The following is a 17,875-nucleotide window of genomic DNA, read 5'->3' as shown; positions in this document are numbered from 1 at the left end:
GGATTGATCGGGAATAACGATTCTATATTTATGATTGAACCTCCAGTTTGTTATATGGTTTCTTCAGTTCTGATAACATGTTCCGCTACCATCACACGTTTTTTTGAGGCCAGAATAGCTCCAAAACTGGCAATCACAGCGCCTAAAACCATACCGATAAACGATAAGATGGCGAATTTTGAAAGTGCAGAAGCCATTTCATCACCAATTTTCCGAGCTTTTTGTTCTGCTTCTGCCTTAACCTCTTTAATTTTTGCTTTGGCCGTTTTTAAAGTACTTAACCAGTTTTCTACGATTTGCTGAGACTCTGCCTGACTTTTTCCGGTTCTGTTTTTTACAATATTCACTAATGCCTCCTGATCTACCGCACTAAAAGTAGAATCATTTTGAGAGAATAGTTTTGAGAACAGGTCATCTATCTTTTGTTGTGCTTCCTGTGGGTTTTCCAGAACAGCTTTCCCGGTTGATTCACCCTGATTAGATGCCTGATCAAGTTTCTTATTTAAAACCTTGGGCTGTAATTCTTTTTTCTCGGTCTGTTTCAGCAATAATTCTGCCTCTTTTTTCATCTTTCCAAATGTGTTTCCATCAACACCCAATTGGTCCTTAATCAGGTCACCCGCCTCCGGGGCAGCAGCTTTAATCCCTTCGCCTGCAAGCGAGAATCCTTTTGTGATCACGGTGCCAACTCCACCAACAATTTTCCCAACTGATGAGGTAATGAGGTACATGTTCAGGAAAGTAAGCAAACACCAGGTTAATAAACCATGTAATATCAGATCTGTTTTTTGTACATGGTTAGAAAACCAACCGGCAACCCATCCGCCTGTAAATACAGAGATTAACATCGTAACAATCCACCAGATTAGCGCACCGGTACCAAGCCCGCTAAAAGGTTTAGCTTCGTCAAGCGGGTTTATACTTCCAAAACCTATTCCAAGGCCAAGGAAACTCAATAAAAGTTGAACTGCGATAGCGATAAATACCCCCGCAATTATAGCGCTCCAGGATAAGCGACTGATAAATCCAATAGCAGATTTATCTCTTAATGTATGAACTTTGTGATCCATGTTTTTCTGATTAATAGGTAAAATGAAAATGATTTGTAGGCGCATTTTAACAACAGATTCAATTAGAAATCTGTAAAATTTAAAATGCCAGGTTAAGATTAATGCTGCTTTCAAAAGAAAGCAGCATGTTAAATTTGATTACTAATTGGTAATATCTCTTTTTACTTTATTGGCTGTTTTCTGTCCGGGTAAGTAGATCTGAAAACCGAAAGAAAGATTAAGGTTGTTTTGCGTGGTCGCACTTCCAAAACCCACCAGGCCGTTATATTTTAATAAAGTCTCTAATCCGATGTTTGGAGTGATAAAATAAGCAAAACCAGGACCTACACTTAGGTTTAAGCCATTGGTGTTACCACCGCCTTTACTCACATTAACACCACCAATACCCGCTGTTGCTTCTGCAAAGAAACGTCCGTGGCGAAGCACTTCTGTATCTTTACCACCATAATAACGGCCCAGTGCACCTACACCATAACTGGTAGTAGTATTTGAATTTTTTGCTGTTTCCAATCCAAAATTCACATAACCGCCCAAGGCTACATTATCCTGTATAAACCAGGCGGCTTTAGGTGTAATATCTACACTGAATATTTTTGGATTATCTAAACCAAGGTTAATGTTGGTTAAGTTTCCACCTACTAAAACATTGCCTTTTTGGATTTGAGCATTTGCAGCTAGTATTGTAGTTGCTGATAAAATTACGGTTGCTAAAAAGTTTTTCATGATTTTTTATTTAAATAGATTAGTATAAAGAAAATTCTACGCGACGGTTTTCCTGACGGCCTGCCGCAGTTTTGTTGGTCGAAATGGGTTGATCAGGCCCGTAACCGGTTGCCTCAACCCTTGATGCATTTACGCCCTGAGAAACCAGGTAAGTTTTTACCGATTCTGCTCTTTCTTTCGATAAACGCAGGTTTAATTCTCTACTTCCGGTATTGTCGGTATGGCCGGCTAGTTTTAAGCTAAAGTTTTTCTCTATTAAAAGGGCGGCAACTCTGTTTAATGTGGTATATGATTTTGAACGGATAGTCGATTTTCCTAAATCAAATTCCAGGTTCGAAATGGCATCTTTAACCACTTTACGGTCGGCCTCTGTAATGACGGTAGTTTCTCTGATAATAGTTTTAGGAGCGGCCAGCGGACAACCTGAACCATCAACAACCGTTGCTGCTGCGGTACCCGGGCATTTGTCAAATTTGTTGGCTACACCATCATTGTCATCATCAGCTAAATCTTTGGCATATTGTTCTCTGTCTCTTGCCGCATTTTGCTCGGCGGTAGATAACGCTTTTCTTAATTCGGCACTTTCTTCAGCGCTTTGTTTGCGCAGATCAGCAACGGCACTGTAGTTTTGTAACTGAGAATTTTCTTTATTTCCCAATGCAAACTCTAAACCTGCATGCGCGTAAGAGAATCTGCTTTCATGGTATGCATTTTTAACAGTTGGAGATGATTTGATAAAGTTGATGTCGTAACCTAAATCGATGTTGATCCCTTTGGCCACACCGAATTTAAATCCAACTCCCGTTGGGATAAACCAGCCTTCTCTTTTTGTAAATGCATCTATATTTCCAAGTTGAGAGTCTGATGACATGTAACCTGCACCAGCTTTAACATAAGGGATCAACACGGCATTTTCAGTGTTTAAGCTGAAATTTGCAATGTTTAATACCGCCGTTAATGATCCAGACCATTTAATGCTGTTTTTTTGTTCGATCGTGCTGGTGCTGTTCAACGTTTTAATTTCTCCGCGTAAGAAATCAGCCTGTAAACCTAAAGCGGGTAAAATCTGCTTTTTGATAAAAGCGCCATAACCAATACTTTTAAATTCGTCGGCTTTTACGCTGCCACCGCCTAAAAAGGTGTTCTGACTTAAAATACCTCCATGTGCACCAATGCTCCATGTTCTTAATGATTGTTTGCCAAACCTGCTTGTTGTGGTTGGCGTTTCTTGCGCAAATAATTGAGTTGATAAGCTTATCAAAGCGAATAACATTGCTGATTTTGTAAATTTGATGTTCATTTCTGTTTTTATTTTTTTGTTTTTGGGTAATGGTTCCAATTCAATTGGAATGCGTTATGAAAAATTTACGTGCGGCCTGAATCCAGGTGATGATCGCTGATTTAGGTTTTTAAACCCACTGATGAGTGGTGTATAGGTGCCGGATTGATCAACCTCTATGCCTTCTTAAAAACTGATCTGCCGATAGCCTTTACCTTGAAGTTGAAGCTCCCTGATCGTTTAATTTATGGCGTTTTATTTTAAGGTCAATGGATTTTGCCTTCTGTATAGGGATAAGTATATTCATTTTTGCCATATCCATTTTCCAATGTCAATTGGAACTGCTGTATATGCGAAGGGATAGGCGCAAGCAAAAAATGGTAAAATAATATTCTTTTCATGGTAGTATTAAAATCTGGAGCCTGCTTGTTAGCCGCTCAGTTAAAAACAGTTCAAATAAAGGTATTCGCATTTTTACCAGAAAGTACGTTCGCTATAATGCCTTAACCATCCGATAGAAGGTTGCAGCTGATCGTCGAAATTTAATAGGGGAAGTTGAAATTAAAGCCAGGTTTTAAAGTGTGACCTGAACTGCTGGCGATATTGATCGGTGACAGGGATGACTGTTTTTCCGATTTTGACGGTGAAATGCTGGATAGACTCGATCTTATTCAGGGCCACGATAAACGACCGGTGTATCCGCATAAAACGATCCTGGGGCAGGAGAGCTTCCATGGCTTTCATGGTAGACAGCGCGGTGATCATTTTTCCATCCCTGGTAAAAACTTTGATGTAGTCTTTCTGACTCTCACCATATAGGATTTCGTTAAAAGGCACGCGGATTAATTCGTGCTCTACTTTAAGAAAAACGAAATCTTCTTCATCACTTTTTTGAACGGTTTGTACAATATGATTTTTGGCTTTAAAAGCGGCCCTGAAAAAATCTTCGTAAGTAAATGGCTTTAGCAGGTAATCGATCGCATCAACTTTATAACCCTCTGAGGCATGATCGCCTGAGCCACTGATAAAAATTATCCTGGGCATATCCTTTCCGTATTGGTCAAAAAGGGTTTTTGCGAAGCTCATTCCGTCGATCCCAGGTAGATTAATATCTAGTATAATCAGGTCGATAGCTGAGTGCCCCAATACATCAATGGCTTCAGCAGGACTGCTGTGTGCTGACACAAGATGAAGAAAAGAGGTTTCCTGAATAAAATCACAAACATAACCACTTACCTCCGGATCATCGTCAATAACAATGCAGTTGAGCTTAGTTCTCATGAAATCAATTGGTTAGATATAGTCTTTTGGGTTTTGAACATTTGCCCTGGGGTATTCACTGGTTTATTTAAATCCAAAGGTAACTTTATCTGACGGAATAGAAAAGATGAACGCTCCAATATTTTACATTGGCCGTAGTAAATCAAATAACAGCATTGATGGATTTACTGTTAAATAAAGTATTTTTAAACTATTGTGCGCTGTGCAGACTGTTAATGAGTGACGGTGGCTTCATTATCCAAACTCACTGCCTGGTAAGGGATTGAAAAGCGGACGATACAGCCTTGCTTTTCTTCACTTTCAAGGTTAATGCTGCCATTTTGGAGTGTGATTAGCTGGCGGCAAAGATATAATCCCAATCCGGTACCCGGTTTACGGCCACCGGCCTGATAATAGGGAGAAAACAGATCCGCCTGCTTATTTTTGGGTATACCAGAACCGGTGTCCTTAACGGTTACGCTAAGCCAGATTGTGTTGTCCTTTTCATGACGGAGTTCAGCGGATAAATCCACATGACCCTCATCGGTATATTTAATCGCGTTACTCAATAAATTAATAAGCACTTGTTTTAGCCTCAAAGCATCTCCATTTACCTTTTGGTTAGTCATGCCCTCAGATTTAAGATTTAAACCGATTCCCTTCCTTTCAGCCATAAAGCGCATCGCTTCTACCGAATCGCTAATGGCTTCCTCAGGAGAGAAAGGATGTATATTTAATTCTGCCGGCTGTTGCTCTAATTTGCTCACATCGAGCACGTTATTTACTGTTTCGAGCAATAATGAAGACGATAGGTTGATCGATGATACTTTTTTCTCCTGTTCTGGTTGTAGCTGCGTTCTTCTTAACATAAACACAGCACCATTGATGGCCATGAGTTTATTGCGGATCTCGTGGCTCATAATGGCGAGTATTTCAGATTTCTGACCTGCCAGTCTTACAGCCCTCGCGTTCTCTCGTATATACCGCCGTTCAGCGAACGAAGCCTTGCGAATATAGATGATCAACAATACCGTAAATAACAATACAAGTGCAGATGCTATCGCAGTATACATATTTAAATCTCCCGAGGTAGACTGATATTGTGCGAGGATCTCTTCGCGGCTTTTTTCGTAAGCGTGCTGCTCAATATTCTGCAATTCCAATAGTACCTGCCGAAGTTCGGTGAGCAAATTTAGATTGGCCAAAATCAATTCCTGGTTAGATTCTGACAGACGGTCGTACTGTTGCCCTAATTGCTTTAATAATTCCTGTTGTGTTTTTCTGGTAATGGCTTCCACCTGACCTTTACCTGGCCTGATGGTGACTACTTTTACCTTGGAAGTATTATAAACCGCATCCTTTAACCTTTTGATCAGGCTTCTTTTGGTTGGTTCCTTATAGATAGAAATGGCGGTATCAGTTTTCGAACTCACAATGCGTTTTTTAGATTGATCGTCACTAATGGTGGCCAATGTTGTTCTGTTCAGCAGGAAAGTAAATCTTTTTTGAAGATCAAAGAGCTGTTGCGAAACAGCAAGTTTTTGTTGCAGTGCAAGTGCAATTTGCTGTTTGCTTTTTGGTAAATTACTCTTCTCATCAGCCCGGTATTGCTGAATGATTTCCGTCATTTGTGCAAAAATAGTTTTAAGGTGCTGCTTGTAAGCATTCAGATCACGCACCTTACCGTTAGAACTTGCCTGCTGGAAACTGTTTTCTGCCAGATTTAAATCAACGAGCAACCTGCTGATTGCCGGTTGCTGTCCGGGTTGGCGCAGGTGGCTGCTGAGCTGATCCAGTTTAGCGGTTATGGTATGGCGCAGTATGAATGATCCTGCTGTTACGATGAAAGTAAACAGTAAGAAAATAATAAAAAGTCTTCTGATGATTCCAGTAAAACTTTCAGATTGGCGCGGGTTGATCATTAGGGATTAATTCAGTATATGATATCAATAAGCAATAAACTTACTCTTTGTTGTCAGCAATTTTCTGATCCAGTTAGATTAAAACTTAAAAGCCTAGTGTAAACTTTATTCGTTCGAAGCCTTCTTCAAAATCTGTTAATTGCGCGATAACTATCTTAAAAGAAAAAAGTTTTTATTTTGTTTTAATTAAAACGCAATACACTGTTTTTTGTCATTTATCTGGGTGTTCAGAGAAACTGATGTTTTATTAAAATATATGTTGTTCAGGAAACCGGATCCTGCAGGTAAACATTTTTCCCCTTATATGGTTTTAATCCCTGGCAGGGCAATAACTGCCTTTTATATGATAAACCCGACACCTAACAAGGCCAGGAGCCTGAACTGTCTGAACTGGCTTAACTTTTCTGCAGCTGATGTGGCCACTGGTCTTGGCCCTTTTCTGGCCGTTTATCTTGCCTCAAACTTAAAGTGGGATCCCTCAAAAATAGGCATTGCCATCGGCGCGATGAGCCTTGCTACCGTGGTGGCACAGTCTCCGGCTGGCTGGCTGTGCGATGTGAGTGATAAAAAGAGGCTGGGCATAGTGGTCGTTACCCTTACCATTTGCATAGCCGGGTTCTGTATGCTTTTTTTTCCTTCGTTCTATGCGGTAATCGGTTGCCAGATAGCAATAGGAGTGGCGGCAACATTTTTTGGCCCTGTACTCATCTCTCTGGCCATGGGAATAGGCGGGGTAGACAGGTTTGACCACACCATCAGCCGTAACCAGACTTTTAACCATGCAGGCAATGTAGCCTCGGCGGTCATTATCGGACTGCTCGGAAAGTTTACCAATAATGAGGGTATATTTTACGGACTTGCCATATTTTGCGTGATGAGCATTATCTTCACCCTTGGGATAAGGGAAAAGGATATCTCCCACCAGACTGGCGCGCCAGTTGACGAAGAGAAAAGCGCAAAGATAGGAATCATTACGATGCTGAAAAACAAAGGCTATCTGATCCTGTTATTTTCTGCTATATTATTTCACTTTGCCAATGCGGCGATGCTCCCCCTGGTTGGCCAGGAACTGGGAAGAGATGAGGGAAGTAATGCCTCGCTTTACATGTCGGCCTGTATTGTACTTGCACAAGCTGTTATGGTTCCCATAGCTTTTATGAGTGGCAAATGGGCCAAAGGGGGAAGAAGGAAATTAATGATTTTTGCTTTTATGATGCTGCCCATAAGGGGAATACTTTATACCCTGTACAAAGGTGCGCCATACCTGGTGAGCATCCAGGTGCTCGATGGGATTGCGGGCGGGATTTTCAGCGTGGTATCCATATTGATGGTTTCCGATCTTTTTAAGGGTTCGGGCAAGGAAAATTTTGCACAGGGTATCCTGGCGACCTCAGTTGGGATCGGTGCTTCGCTGAGCAATGTAATCAGCGGGTATATTGTATCGCATGCAGGATTTGATTATGGGATGTTTATCCTTGCGGCCATTGCATTTGTGGCCTTTGTTATTTTCTACTGGAAGATGCCTGAAACCGTCAATGTTACTGCCCGCAGTCTGGCGCCGGCAGGATAAATAAAGCTCAAGGTATATACTGCTTTACTTCTGTTTTTAAAACATTTGACCATATCAAAATATCATCTATCTTACTTTAAATATTATCATATCATGACTTCAGCCCTTATCCTGCTCATTTCGCTGCTCGCTATAGCAGGGGTGATCGCCAGGCCATTCGGAATTCCGGAATACATCTCTGCCTGTGCCGGTGCGGCGATACTGATTATCTCGGGGCTACTGGGGTTTTCAGAAGGGATTTCTGGTTTTACCAAAGGGATAGATGTATATCTTTTTCTGACAGGAATGATGATGCTGGCAGAAACGGCAAGGGTGGAGGGGATGTTCGACTGGCTTGCGGCCCACGCGGCAAAGCAGGCAAAGGGATCTTCCATCAGGCTTTTTTTTCTGATCTACCTGGTGGGTACCCTCGTAACGGTTTTTCTATCCAACGATGCAACCGCCGTTGTGCTCACCCCCGCGGTAATTGCGGCAATGAGGGCGGGCAAAGTTAAAAATCCCTTGCCTTATCTTTTTATCTGTGCTTTTATTGCTAACGCGGCCTCTTTTGTGCTGCCAATCTCAAACCCTGCGAATCTGGTGATTTATGGTACCCATCTTCCTGATCTTGGAGGATGGCTGTCAAGCTTTCTAATCCCGTCCATTGTTTCCATCATTGCAACCTTTATTGTGCTCTATGTTCTTCAGCGTAGGGAATTGAAGGAATCTGTCAGCACCGATATCCGCATCCCTGTTTTATCGGGCGGTGGAAAGGCCGCTATAGGAGGAATATTATTATCAGCGGTAATTCTGACGGTTTCTTCTGCGCAGGGCATTTCATTAGGACTGCCCACTTTTATCGCAGGTATGGTTACCGTTCTGCTGGTGTGTTTAGGTGCGCGTAGAAATCCGCTGCATATTGCAAAAGGGGTATCCTGGAGCGTATTGCCATTGGTAGCAGGCCTGTTCATCATTGTGGAAGCCTTAGGAAAAACAGGCCTTACCCAGTCTATTGCTGAATCACTTACACATTATGCAAAGGGTAATGTTACTGGTACGGCATGGGGAAGCGGCATCCTGACCGCCCTGGTCTGTAACCTGATGAACAACCTGCCCGCAGGACTTACCGCAGCCAACATCATCCATAGCGCGCTTCCTCCTGAAATCATCAGGCGCGCCATCCTTATTGGTATTGACCTGGGACCAAATCTTTCGCTCACAGGCTCCCTCGCCTCCATACTCTGGCTGGTTGCCCTCCGTCGGGAGAACCTGAAGGTAAGTGCCTGGGCGTTTTTAAAGCTAGGGGCCATCGTAATGACAGTTCCCTTACTCCTCGTTATTGCTTCGCTTTTTATATAGCAGACATAGGAAGATGGCATAAAATCTTACTCCTGTTTGCTATGATGACCGCTTAATAGTGAACTTCATAAACTTAATAGGTGAAAAATCTATTTATTGCTCCCTTGGCATCTTTAGAGATGCTTTAATATTTAACAATCCATTACGACCTACCACCAGTCCCGTCAAATGCTGAATAATCTGGCGATAAACCTGGCAATCGCGCAGGCAGGTTCTTGTAAATCCAAAACAAACTGTAAAAAAAGCGGTTGTGTAATTCTTAAAGTATTAGATATGAAAAAACTAAAGGAGATCTTAAAGCGTCAGGTGTTCGCACACCGCATTGCCGAAGTTTTAGAAGTAGGCGAGAATGAGATCACCGTGGTGATATCGCATGGGGCAAGTTTTTCGGATATCAAAACTATGGTTGAGGAGATTGATGCAGATTTTCAGATCGAACGTGAAAAGGTGAAAATTAATTATACAGACCAGTATGGCGCAAAATTCTGAAAGTTATAGGGCTGGTCGGGACTCTGCTGATCAAATATTGGCGCTTGATTACCATTTAGGTGAGGGTAGTAATATGCTGGCCATCATCTTCCTGGTTCATCATACGCTGTCATTTCAGCGGTTCGATGTTGTACATCATGAAAATTGAATTTTTCCTTAAACATAGCCAGTCAGCTATTCATAATGGGTAAGCGTTTCGTTACATCGCGAATCCAACTAAATATACCTGTTTTTTATATACACGTGGAGACATGCCTGTAATTTTCTTAAAAGATTTTGAAAAATAAGAAAGGGAATCAAATCCTGTCTGGACTGCAATTTCTGAATAAGCCAACTGGCTTGTGGCCAATAAATATTGGGCACGCTCTATCCGTTTGCCAAGTATATAATTTACCGGGCGCTCTCCGGTAAAAATTTTAAACTGACGTGAGAAATAATCGGGATGCTGATTGATACGGGCAGCAAGTGCGCTCACAGATAATTCCTGATGCAGGTTGACCAAAATATGCCCTATCGTTTCAGCGATTTTTAGTGGTGCATGCTGGATTCCCTGTTCAAGATGCTGCTGAGAATTTAGGAAACGACCCATTAGCTGAAGCAATATACCCTGGGTTTCGATGTAAGTGGCTAAGTTCTGCCTGTTGTTTAATTCCTGGTATTCCTTATAAAAAATATTCTTTTCATATATTTTGGGGTCATCAGACCTATTGATACCCCTGCCAGGATTGATTTCGAGCAGACGTTTGAAAAGATCAATGTCCATCTGTGTTGCCTTGATTTTCGAAACCATCCGGCTTCTGGCAAAAAGCGAAACCCCATCTGCAGATTCTTCGAAAAACTGAATAAAATATTGGCTTAAATGGCCACTGCAGCGTAAACTGCAAAGTGTGAAACTAGGTATAATATAAAGGTAACCTGGCTCGAGCTTTAAAGAATTAACCTGGTCAGATACTTCACCTGCTCCATCATCTATATAGTATATACGGTAATAAGGACTGATTACATTTCGGTAATCCCATTTGTACGTTAGTTTTACATAGTCTACATTCAGCAGAGAAAAAGTGTTCTGTAATACTCTTTTAATCATTTTTTAAATGTCGGATTTTTACAACAAATAGTCTAATTTATTCAAAAATACATCGGTTAAGATCTCTATTTTTGGTCATAATAACCAAATATATAGCCGGGTAATAATTCCGACCTCCCATATGCTGTCGGCCGTACCTGGAGATATCTTGTATTTTAAGATTATTTAAAGCATCATAAAATGAGAAAAACATTATTATTAAGTCTTATAACTTCCTTCCTGATGCTTAACGTAAAGGCACAACAGCATAATAAAAAGGCTGAAAATGCATTTTTTAAGCCTACAGATGAGTCGTTGAAACAATATAAGTATCCTGAATGGTTCCGTGATGCTAAATTTGGTATCTGGTCGCATTGGGGCCCTCAGGCTGTTCCAAGGCAAGGCGATTGGTATGCGAAAAATATGTATATCCAGGGCAGCGAACAGAATAAATACCATGTTGCAAAATATGGAACGCCTTCTAAATTTGGTTATAAGGATCTTATTCCGCTCTGGAAAGCAGAGAAATGGAATCCGGAACAATTGATGGCATTATATAAGAAAGCCGGTGCCAGGTATTTTGTAACCATGGGTTCGCACCATGATAATTTCTTCCTGTGGAACTCCAAAATCCATAAGTGGAATTCGGTAAATATGGGTCCACATAAAGATGTTGTTGGTTTATGGCAGAAAGCTGCAAAGAAAGAAGGCCTTCGTTTTGGTGTTTCTGAGCATCTGGCAGCCAGTTTTAACTGGTTTCAAACTAGTCATGGTGCGGATAAAACCGGGCAATTTGCTGGTGTTCCTTACGATGGCCGTGATCCTCAATATTCGGATCTTTACCATTTACCGGCTGATTCGGCTAATATTAAAAATTGGCTGACCAATAATCCGGTATGGCACAATCAATGGTTAAAGAATGTGAATGAACTGATCGATAACTATCATCCAGATCTGCTTTATTCGGACAGCATGCTACCTTTTGGAAATATTGGAAGAGAAATGGTGGCCCATTATTATAACCAGGATATTGCAAAAAATAAAGGCAGACTTGAAGCCGTATATACACCCAAGGAAGCATCTGAAGGAAAATGGGCGCAGGATGTGGAACGCGGCGTGCTTGATTCGATAAGCCCTTTTCCCTGGCAAACTGATACTTCGATAGGAGACTGGTACTATAGAACAGGGCAGCGGTACAAAAGTGCGAATGAAATTGCCCAGCTTTTGATAGATATCGTCAGTAAAAACGGCAATCTGCTCATCAATGTGGTGCAAACTCCAGAGGGTGACCTTGAGCCTGATGTAATTAAAATTGTTACTGAAATCGGGGAATGGACCAAACTGAACGGAGAAGGTATTTATGCCACCAGGCCGTGGAAAGTATATGGAGAAGGGCCGTCTACCATTAAATCAAATCAGAAAAAGGGTCATTTCGGGGGCTTAACAGATACCCGTGAATACCAATCAACAGATATCAGGTATACAAAAAAGGATAAAAATCTTTTTGCTTTCTGTTTAAATGTTCCAAAGGGCGATATAAAAATGACACTGCTTGGGGCAAAATCGAAATATCTGGATAAAGGAATAGCCTCGGTTACACTTCTTGGTAGTAAAGAGAAAATAAACTGGACGCAGGAAAACGATGCCCTGGTGATTAAGAAACCAGCTGATTATCCTGCATGGGCAGTAACAGGTTTCAAAATAGAATTTAAAAAATAGGTTCAAAAACATTAATCTCATAGCAATCATGGGCAAGGCATGGCAACCATATATTCAGTAATCGGGATCTGTTTTTTTTATCTGTGATGTCACCTGCAATTTTTCTTTAGGAAGGAAATCAATCACTAATAAAGTCACTTATTTCTTTCGACTGACCGCTTTTTTATTGGGGTAGCATTACGGCAAATTAATGTTGACAAAACGATGCCGTTTTTACAAACAACAATTTATCCACTATAGATTAGAATTAATGGGGTTTAACTTAACAATTAAACCCCTAAATGTAAACAAAGCATACCTATGTTGCTGTCGTTTTGTAAATACATTTGGGTAGGAAAAATTACTAGCCAAATTCTAACCCATTTTATGAGAAAAATTTTAACAAGCGTTGCAGTAACCATGCTTTTGTTTACTGCCTGCAAAAAAGACCAGCCTGTTGCAACAACTGAACCTGGACAGGTAAAAGCCGATTGGACCTCCGATAACAGCACATCCAATTACACCAGTAAAGCTTATGCACCTTACACCGTATTTAATAATGTGTGGGGTTCGAACCCTGGTTACCAGAGTATTTGGGCCAATAACGGTAACAACTGGGGGATTTGGTCTAACCACCCAAATACTTCAGGCATAAAATCTTATCCCAATTCTGAACGTAAAGTACAACGTGTGCTGAGCAGTTTGAACAGTCTTACCTCTCATTATGATGTTACAGTACCTGCCGACGGATCGTGGGGTGCTGACTATGATGTATGGACAAGCAATGATAAATACGAGATTATGCTTTGGATGAACTATAGAGGCAACGTTGGTCCTATAGCCAGTTCATACCCGGGCGGCGTGGCCCAGGTAAATGTTTCTAATAAAACCGTTGGCGGGCATACCTGGAATGTATATAAAGGCCCTGTAAGTTCGAGTGGTAAACAGGTTTTTTCTTTTTTACGCACCAGTAATTCAACCTCGGGCGATGTGAATATCAAAGATATCATGAATTACCTCAAAAACGACCTGACCTGGATCGGTAATGAGACAATAGACCGTGTTCAGTTCGGTTTTGAGGTAACCAGCACTGCAGGTGGAAGAAACCACCAGGTAAATAATTATACCGTATCTTTTAATTAACCAATTTAAAACAGGCGAACTAATTTTTTCTACCTAAATCCATTACCCAGTAGGTGCCCGCTTTGCCGGCACCTACTTCGTTATATGTGGTATCCATCATCGCTTTGCAGTGGCTTTCGCTGGCTAACCATCCCGCCATTACCGCATCTGCACTGGTGTAATTTTTCGCGATAACCTCTCCAACCTCAATTCCGGTGTATCCCTGTTGTCTGGAACGCTGTATCGCCGGGATGCCTTCGGGTGTAATGTGGCTAAAATAATTCCGGTTCAGCATATCTTCAGCATGTAAGGTTGCAGTTTTTTCGAGTACAGTATTCCAGGTTACTTTTCGTGCAGGGGGCATAATGTCTGTTCCGCAGGTACAGCCTTTTTCCCTCAGCTGGTTTAATCTGGTCAAAAGTGCTGTCTCGAGATCTGTTTTAGACTCTCCACTATTTTCCTTTTTACAGGCAGAAATCGTTACGGCGAACATCAGCATAATTGTACTAGCGAAGTAGATTATAGTTTTGTGATGAATTACAGAAAAATAGTGATTGCGCATGATATGATTAAAATAAAGTCATAGGCCTTTACTAAGATACGTACAGAAAACCATAAAAGTTATTAGAAAAAGAGTCAGCTATCTAATAAGGGGTCAGTAATTAAGCTGGCATCGGCTTAATTCATAATTATTCAGCTACCCTTAAATGCTGAGATGAGAAGCAGAAAATTGCCGTGGTACATGTTGCGCATTCTTGATGAATGACCATAAATCAAATTGTGTATTTGAATTATCAGATCATATATTTTCTGATGATATTTTATGGTTAATTTTAGCGTCAGCGATCAGCCAAATGGTCGTTTGCTAACCAAACTGAAACTTAGCCGGATGGAAATTATTGAACCCTTCTTATTAAGAGGTGGTTGAAATCATTATCCGCATTTTGTACTATGAGACAAACCAAAACCTGTATAACTGCTGCCACTAAAAAACTACTGATCGCATTTGGATTAACCTGTATGTTTACCCAGCTTTACTCGCAGGTAAAGGTAACCGCATTAAAGTGCGAGTACCGTGAAAATCCGCCCGGAATTGAAACGCTAAATCCACGACTGAGCTGGCAATTATGTTCGCAACAACAAAACGTGATGCAGTCAGCTTACCGTATTTTGGTTGCTGATAATGCAGAATCGCTTGCAAAAAATATTGGTAACGTGTGGGACAGTAAAAAAAAGGTTTCGGATGCTTCCATTCAGATCCAATACACTGGCGCTAAACTTCAGCCTGCAAAGGTTTATTTTTGGAAAGTAATGGTGTGGGATAACCACAAAAACACCTCATCCTGGTCTGTACCGGCTAAATGGCAAATGGGCGTCTTAGGCAACTGGAACGGTGCCAGCTGGATTGCTTATGAACGCCTCGCTGAAAAGGAGCGTTTTCTTCCCGCTCAGGGAGATAACAATCCCGTTAAGAATAAGGTACTTCCGATATTTAGAAAGGAATTTGCGGTTAAAAAAACAATAAAAAGGGCTACAGTTTATGTGGCTGGCCTGGGTCATTTTGAGCTGAGTTTAAATGGGCAAAAGGTTGGAGATCACTTTCTGGATGCTGGATGGGTAGAATACGAAAAACACGCACTTTATGTCACTTTTGATATCACAAAAGCATTAAAACAAGGTAATAATGTATTCGGGATGATGCTCGGAAATGGTTTTTATTATATCCCTAGTGAACGTTATCATAAACTCACAATAGCCTACGGCTATCCAAAAATGATTTTACGTACTGTTCTGGAATATTCTGATGGCTCAACACAGAACATCATCAGCGATAGTTCATGGAAAACCACACCTGGCCCGGTAACCTATTCCAGTATTTATGGAGGAGAAGATTACAATGCTTTGCTTGAACATACAGGTTGGAAAATGCCCGGCTTTAATGATACAACCTGGAAAAATGCACTAGTGGTTGATGGGCCTGAACAACTCACTTCACAAACCGCAACGCCACTTAAGATTTTTGATACCTTTTCGCCAAAAAAGATCAGTCAACCCCAAAAAGGCATATGGGTATATGATTTAGGCCAAAATGCATCAGGTATTCCAAAACTGGTTGTAAAGGGGAAAGCAGGTGATAGCGTGATTATGAAACCTGCAGAACTATTGGCGAATGATGGAACTATAACTACACAACCCATTGGTACCCCAGTTTTCTTTAAATATACCCTAAAAGGTAATGGATCAGAAAGCTGGCAACCACAGTTTATGTACTATGGTTTCCGCTACATACAGGTAGAAGGCGCAGTACCCGAAGGACAACCCAATCCAGATCATCTCCCGGTAGTAACCGGAATTTTTGGCTTGCATACGCGCAATTCAGCCGCCACCATCGGCACATTTTCCTGCTCTAACGAACTTTTTAACAAAACCTACAAACTGATCGATTGGGCCATCCGGAGCAATATTTCGAGTGTATTTACCGATTGCCCGCACCGCGAAAAGCTGGGCTGGTTGGAAGAAGCACACCTGGTAGGTCCATCTATCCGGTACAATTATGATATTGCCAGCCTCTGCAGAAAAGTGGTGAGGGATATGATCAATGCACAAACCCCTGAAGGACTCGTAACAAGTATTGCTCCGGAATATGCAAGATTTGGTGGCCCTTTTCGTGATTCACCAGAATGGGGAAGCAATGCTATCATTATGCCATGGTACATGTACGAGTGGTATGGAGATCAGGATGTACTGGAAGAAGCTTACCCGATGATGAAACGGTATTTAGCTTATCTGGAAACCAAAGCAAAGAATCACATCCTTTCTCACGGATTAGGCGACTGGTACGACATTGGGCCTAAAGAACCTGGTCCTTCGCAGCTTACCCCAAATGGTATAACCGCAACGGCCACTTATTATTACGACCTGACACTGATGGCAAAAATAGCCATATTGTTAGGCAAACCCCTCGAAGCCGACGCTTATCAGGAACTGGCTATTAAAGTGAAAAAAGCCTATAATGCTACATTTTTTAATGATAAAACCAAACAATATGCAGGCGGGAGTCAGACCGCAAATGCGGTGTCGGTTTACATGGGACTGGTAGAACCTGAAAATAAAGCTGCGGTGATCGAAAATATGGTAAAAGAGCTTAAAGGTAGAAACAATACCTTAACAGCGGGCGATATCGGTTACCGTTACCTGCTCCGTGTGCTTGATGATGCTGGTCGTTCGGATGTGATTTATAATATGAACAACCGCTCCGATGTTCCGGGTTATGGTTATCAGCTGGCCAAAGGCGCTACTGCACTTACCGAATCGTGGCAGGGAGCAGAAAATGCATCCAACAATCATTTTATGCTTGGGCATTTAATGGAGTGGTTTTATAGCGGATTAGCCGGAATTCGTCCGGCGGCGCATTCTGTAGGCTTTCGCCAGATCGATATCCGGCCGGAAGTGGTAGGCGATGTAAATGCAGCAAAAGCGGAGTATGTATCTCTTTATGGACTTATTAAAAGTGAGTGGAAACTGGTTAATGGCATATTTGAGTTAAAAACTGAAATACCTGCCAATGCAAGCGCAACCATTTATCTGCCAGTAACTTCGGGCTCGCGAATTACTCAAAATGGAAAAACGATTCCTTCTAAACAATTAAAAGAAGGTAAGGTGTTAGTTGAGGTCGGTTCTGGTGAGTATGTGTTTACGGTGAAAGGTCAATAAATTGTTATAGATTAATAACTTAAGTTTGTCATTCTGAGTGGAAATTATCATAAAAATCAATATGAATGACAGCGAGATTTATCGAATTGAGAGGCTGCGAAGAATCGTCATTGCGAGAAGGCTTTTTCAGCCGACGAAGCAATCTTACAACGATCGCTATTAGCGTGTGCATTAAGATTGCTTCGTGCCCCGCAATGACGAAATTCCTTTGAATCTGTCAATAGTAACGAAGAATCCGTTACCTGGTAGCACTGTTTTCTTAATAAACACAATTAGGGAAGTGGTGCAATTTGACGGATTGTGTTTCATTGGTTACAGATTCTTCATTGCATTCAGAATGACAGCGAAGGTGACGTGGTGCAATTTAACGGTTTGTGTTTCATTAATTGCAGATTCTTCATTGCATTCAGAATGACAGCGAAGGTGACGTGGTGCAATTTAACGGTTTGTGTTTCATTGGTTACAGATTCTTCATTGCATTCAGAATGACAGCGAAGGGAATTGGTGCAATTTAACGGTTTGTGTTTCATTGGTTACAGATTCTTCATTGCATTCAGAATGACAGCGAAGGGGAAGTGGTGCAATTTAACGGTTTGTGTTTCATTGGTTACAGATTCTTCATTG

The 17,875-nt window shown here is 41.4% G+C and carries 14 protein-coding genes; 6 read left to right on the top strand and 8 right to left on the bottom strand.

Features of this window, described 5'->3' with window-relative positions; genetic code table 11:
* Positions 1-50 precede the first annotated feature (50 nt).
* From U859_RS0127365 to U859_RS0127335, 6 genes are all read right to left on the bottom strand, one after another.
* Positions 51-1,070, bottom strand: coding sequence for a hypothetical protein (locus U859_RS0127365; protein ID WP_064774745.1), 1,020 nt, complete (start codon positions 1,068-1,070; stop codon positions 51-53).
* Between the two features lie 141 nt (positions 1,071-1,211).
* Entirely contained in the window at positions 1,212-1,793 is a 582-nt protein-coding gene (locus tag U859_RS0127360) for a hypothetical protein (RefSeq protein WP_025146413.1), read from the bottom strand.
* Positions 1,794-1,812: 19 nt separating this feature from the next.
* Complete coding sequence (locus tag U859_RS0127355) at positions 1,813-3,093, bottom strand: OmpA family protein (protein WP_025146412.1); 1,281 nt, start codon at positions 3,091-3,093, stop codon at positions 1,813-1,815.
* A 245-nt stretch (positions 3,094-3,338) separates the two neighbouring features.
* On the bottom strand, positions 3,339-3,473 hold the full coding sequence (locus tag U859_RS32560; protein ID WP_262496826.1) for a hypothetical protein: 135 nt from the start codon (positions 3,471-3,473) through the stop codon (positions 3,339-3,341).
* Positions 3,474-3,633: 160 nt separating this feature from the next.
* Positions 3,634-4,353, bottom strand: coding sequence for a LytR/AlgR family response regulator transcription factor (locus U859_RS0127340; protein WP_025146411.1), 720 nt, complete (start codon positions 4,351-4,353; stop codon positions 3,634-3,636).
* A gap of 212 nt (positions 4,354-4,565) precedes the next feature.
* A complete protein-coding gene (locus tag U859_RS0127335) occupies positions 4,566-6,254 on the bottom strand; it encodes a sensor histidine kinase (protein WP_025146410.1) in 1,689 nt (562 codons plus the stop codon).
* 343 nt (positions 6,255-6,597) lie between these two features.
* Between U859_RS0127335 and U859_RS0127330 the strand changes: the two genes are divergently transcribed.
* The 3 genes from U859_RS0127330 (at position 6,598) to U859_RS0127320 (ending at position 9,651) form a co-directional block, all read left to right on the top strand.
* Positions 6,598-7,824: an MFS transporter gene (locus tag U859_RS0127330; RefSeq protein WP_025146409.1), complete on the top strand. Its 1,227-nt coding sequence runs from the start codon at positions 6,598-6,600 to the stop codon at positions 7,822-7,824.
* Positions 7,825-7,917: 93 nt separating this feature from the next.
* Positions 7,918-9,162, top strand: a complete 1,245-nt coding sequence (locus tag U859_RS0127325; RefSeq protein ID WP_025146408.1) for an arsenic transporter — start codon at positions 7,918-7,920, stop codon at positions 9,160-9,162.
* A gap of 273 nt (positions 9,163-9,435) precedes the next feature.
* The gene (locus U859_RS0127320; protein WP_162800064.1) at positions 9,436-9,651 is read left to right on the top strand and encodes a hypothetical protein; all 216 of its coding nucleotides are present in this window, start codon (positions 9,436-9,438) and stop codon (positions 9,649-9,651) included.
* A gap of 199 nt (positions 9,652-9,850) precedes the next feature.
* Here U859_RS0127320 and U859_RS0127315 read toward each other — a convergent pair whose 3' ends face one another.
* Positions 9,851-10,738, bottom strand: a complete 888-nt coding sequence (locus tag U859_RS0127315) for a helix-turn-helix domain-containing protein (protein WP_025146406.1) — start codon at positions 10,736-10,738, stop codon at positions 9,851-9,853.
* A 180-nt stretch (positions 10,739-10,918) separates the two neighbouring features.
* Between U859_RS0127315 and U859_RS0127310 the strand changes: the two genes are divergently transcribed.
* Together U859_RS0127310 and U859_RS0127305 are read left to right on the top strand one after the other, a co-directional pair.
* Positions 10,919-12,436: an alpha-L-fucosidase gene (locus U859_RS0127310; RefSeq protein ID WP_025146405.1), complete on the top strand. Its 1,518-nt coding sequence runs from the start codon at positions 10,919-10,921 to the stop codon at positions 12,434-12,436.
* 366 nt (positions 12,437-12,802) lie between these two features.
* Positions 12,803-13,558: a GH12 family glycosyl hydrolase domain-containing protein gene (locus U859_RS0127305; RefSeq protein ID WP_025146404.1), complete on the top strand. Its 756-nt coding sequence runs from the start codon at positions 12,803-12,805 to the stop codon at positions 13,556-13,558.
* A gap of 19 nt (positions 13,559-13,577) precedes the next feature.
* Here U859_RS0127305 and U859_RS31760 read toward each other — a convergent pair whose 3' ends face one another.
* On the bottom strand, positions 13,578-14,030 hold the full coding sequence (locus U859_RS31760) for a CAP domain-containing protein (protein ID WP_162800063.1): 453 nt from the start codon (positions 14,028-14,030) through the stop codon (positions 13,578-13,580).
* 458 nt (positions 14,031-14,488) lie between these two features.
* On the opposite strand from U859_RS31760, the gene U859_RS0127295 reads away from it, so the two are divergent.
* On the top strand, positions 14,489-17,251 hold the full coding sequence (locus tag U859_RS0127295) for an alpha-L-rhamnosidase (protein ID WP_025146402.1): 2,763 nt from the start codon (positions 14,489-14,491) through the stop codon (positions 17,249-17,251).
* Positions 17,252-17,875: the final 624 nt, after the last annotated feature.

It is taken from the genome of Pedobacter jeongneungensis, assembly GCF_000633455.1.
Classification (GTDB): domain Bacteria; phylum Bacteroidota; class Bacteroidia; order Sphingobacteriales; family Sphingobacteriaceae; genus Pedobacter; species Pedobacter jeongneungensis_A.
Note: the sequence above shows the minus strand (reverse complement) of the source record. Positions and strands in the feature narration are given on the sequence as shown.

Excerpts from the sequence above, each read along its gene's own strand:
- U859_RS0127365 (WP_064774745.1), bottom strand. The coding sequence starts at position 1,070 with ATGGATCACAAAGTTCATACATTAAGAGATAAATCTGCTATTGGATTT.
- U859_RS0127360 (WP_025146413.1), bottom strand. The coding sequence starts at position 1,793 with ATGAAAAACTTTTTAGCAACCGTAATTTTATCAGCAACTACAATACTA.
- U859_RS0127355 (WP_025146412.1), bottom strand. The coding sequence starts at position 3,093 with ATGAACATCAAATTTACAAAATCAGCAATGTTATTCGCTTTGATAAGC.
- U859_RS32560 (WP_262496826.1), bottom strand. The coding sequence starts at position 3,473 with ATGAAAAGAATATTATTTTACCATTTTTTGCTTGCGCCTATCCCTTCG.
- U859_RS0127340 (WP_025146411.1), bottom strand. The coding sequence starts at position 4,353 with ATGAGAACTAAGCTCAACTGCATTGTTATTGACGATGATCCGGAGGTA.
- U859_RS0127335 (WP_025146410.1), bottom strand. The coding sequence starts at position 6,254 with ATGATCAACCCGCGCCAATCTGAAAGTTTTACTGGAATCATCAGAAGA.
- U859_RS0127330 (WP_025146409.1), top strand. The coding sequence starts at position 6,598 with ATGATAAACCCGACACCTAACAAGGCCAGGAGCCTGAACTGTCTGAAC.
- U859_RS0127325 (WP_025146408.1), top strand. The coding sequence starts at position 7,918 with ATGACTTCAGCCCTTATCCTGCTCATTTCGCTGCTCGCTATAGCAGGG.
- U859_RS0127320 (WP_162800064.1), top strand. The coding sequence starts at position 9,436 with ATGAAAAAACTAAAGGAGATCTTAAAGCGTCAGGTGTTCGCACACCGC.
- U859_RS0127315 (WP_025146406.1), bottom strand. The coding sequence starts at position 10,738 with ATGATTAAAAGAGTATTACAGAACACTTTTTCTCTGCTGAATGTAGAC.
- U859_RS0127310 (WP_025146405.1), top strand. The coding sequence starts at position 10,919 with ATGAGAAAAACATTATTATTAAGTCTTATAACTTCCTTCCTGATGCTT.
- U859_RS0127305 (WP_025146404.1), top strand. The coding sequence starts at position 12,803 with ATGAGAAAAATTTTAACAAGCGTTGCAGTAACCATGCTTTTGTTTACT.
- U859_RS31760 (WP_162800063.1), bottom strand. The coding sequence starts at position 14,030 with ATGTTCGCCGTAACGATTTCTGCCTGTAAAAAGGAAAATAGTGGAGAG.
- U859_RS0127295 (WP_025146402.1), top strand. The coding sequence starts at position 14,489 with ATGAGACAAACCAAAACCTGTATAACTGCTGCCACTAAAAAACTACTG.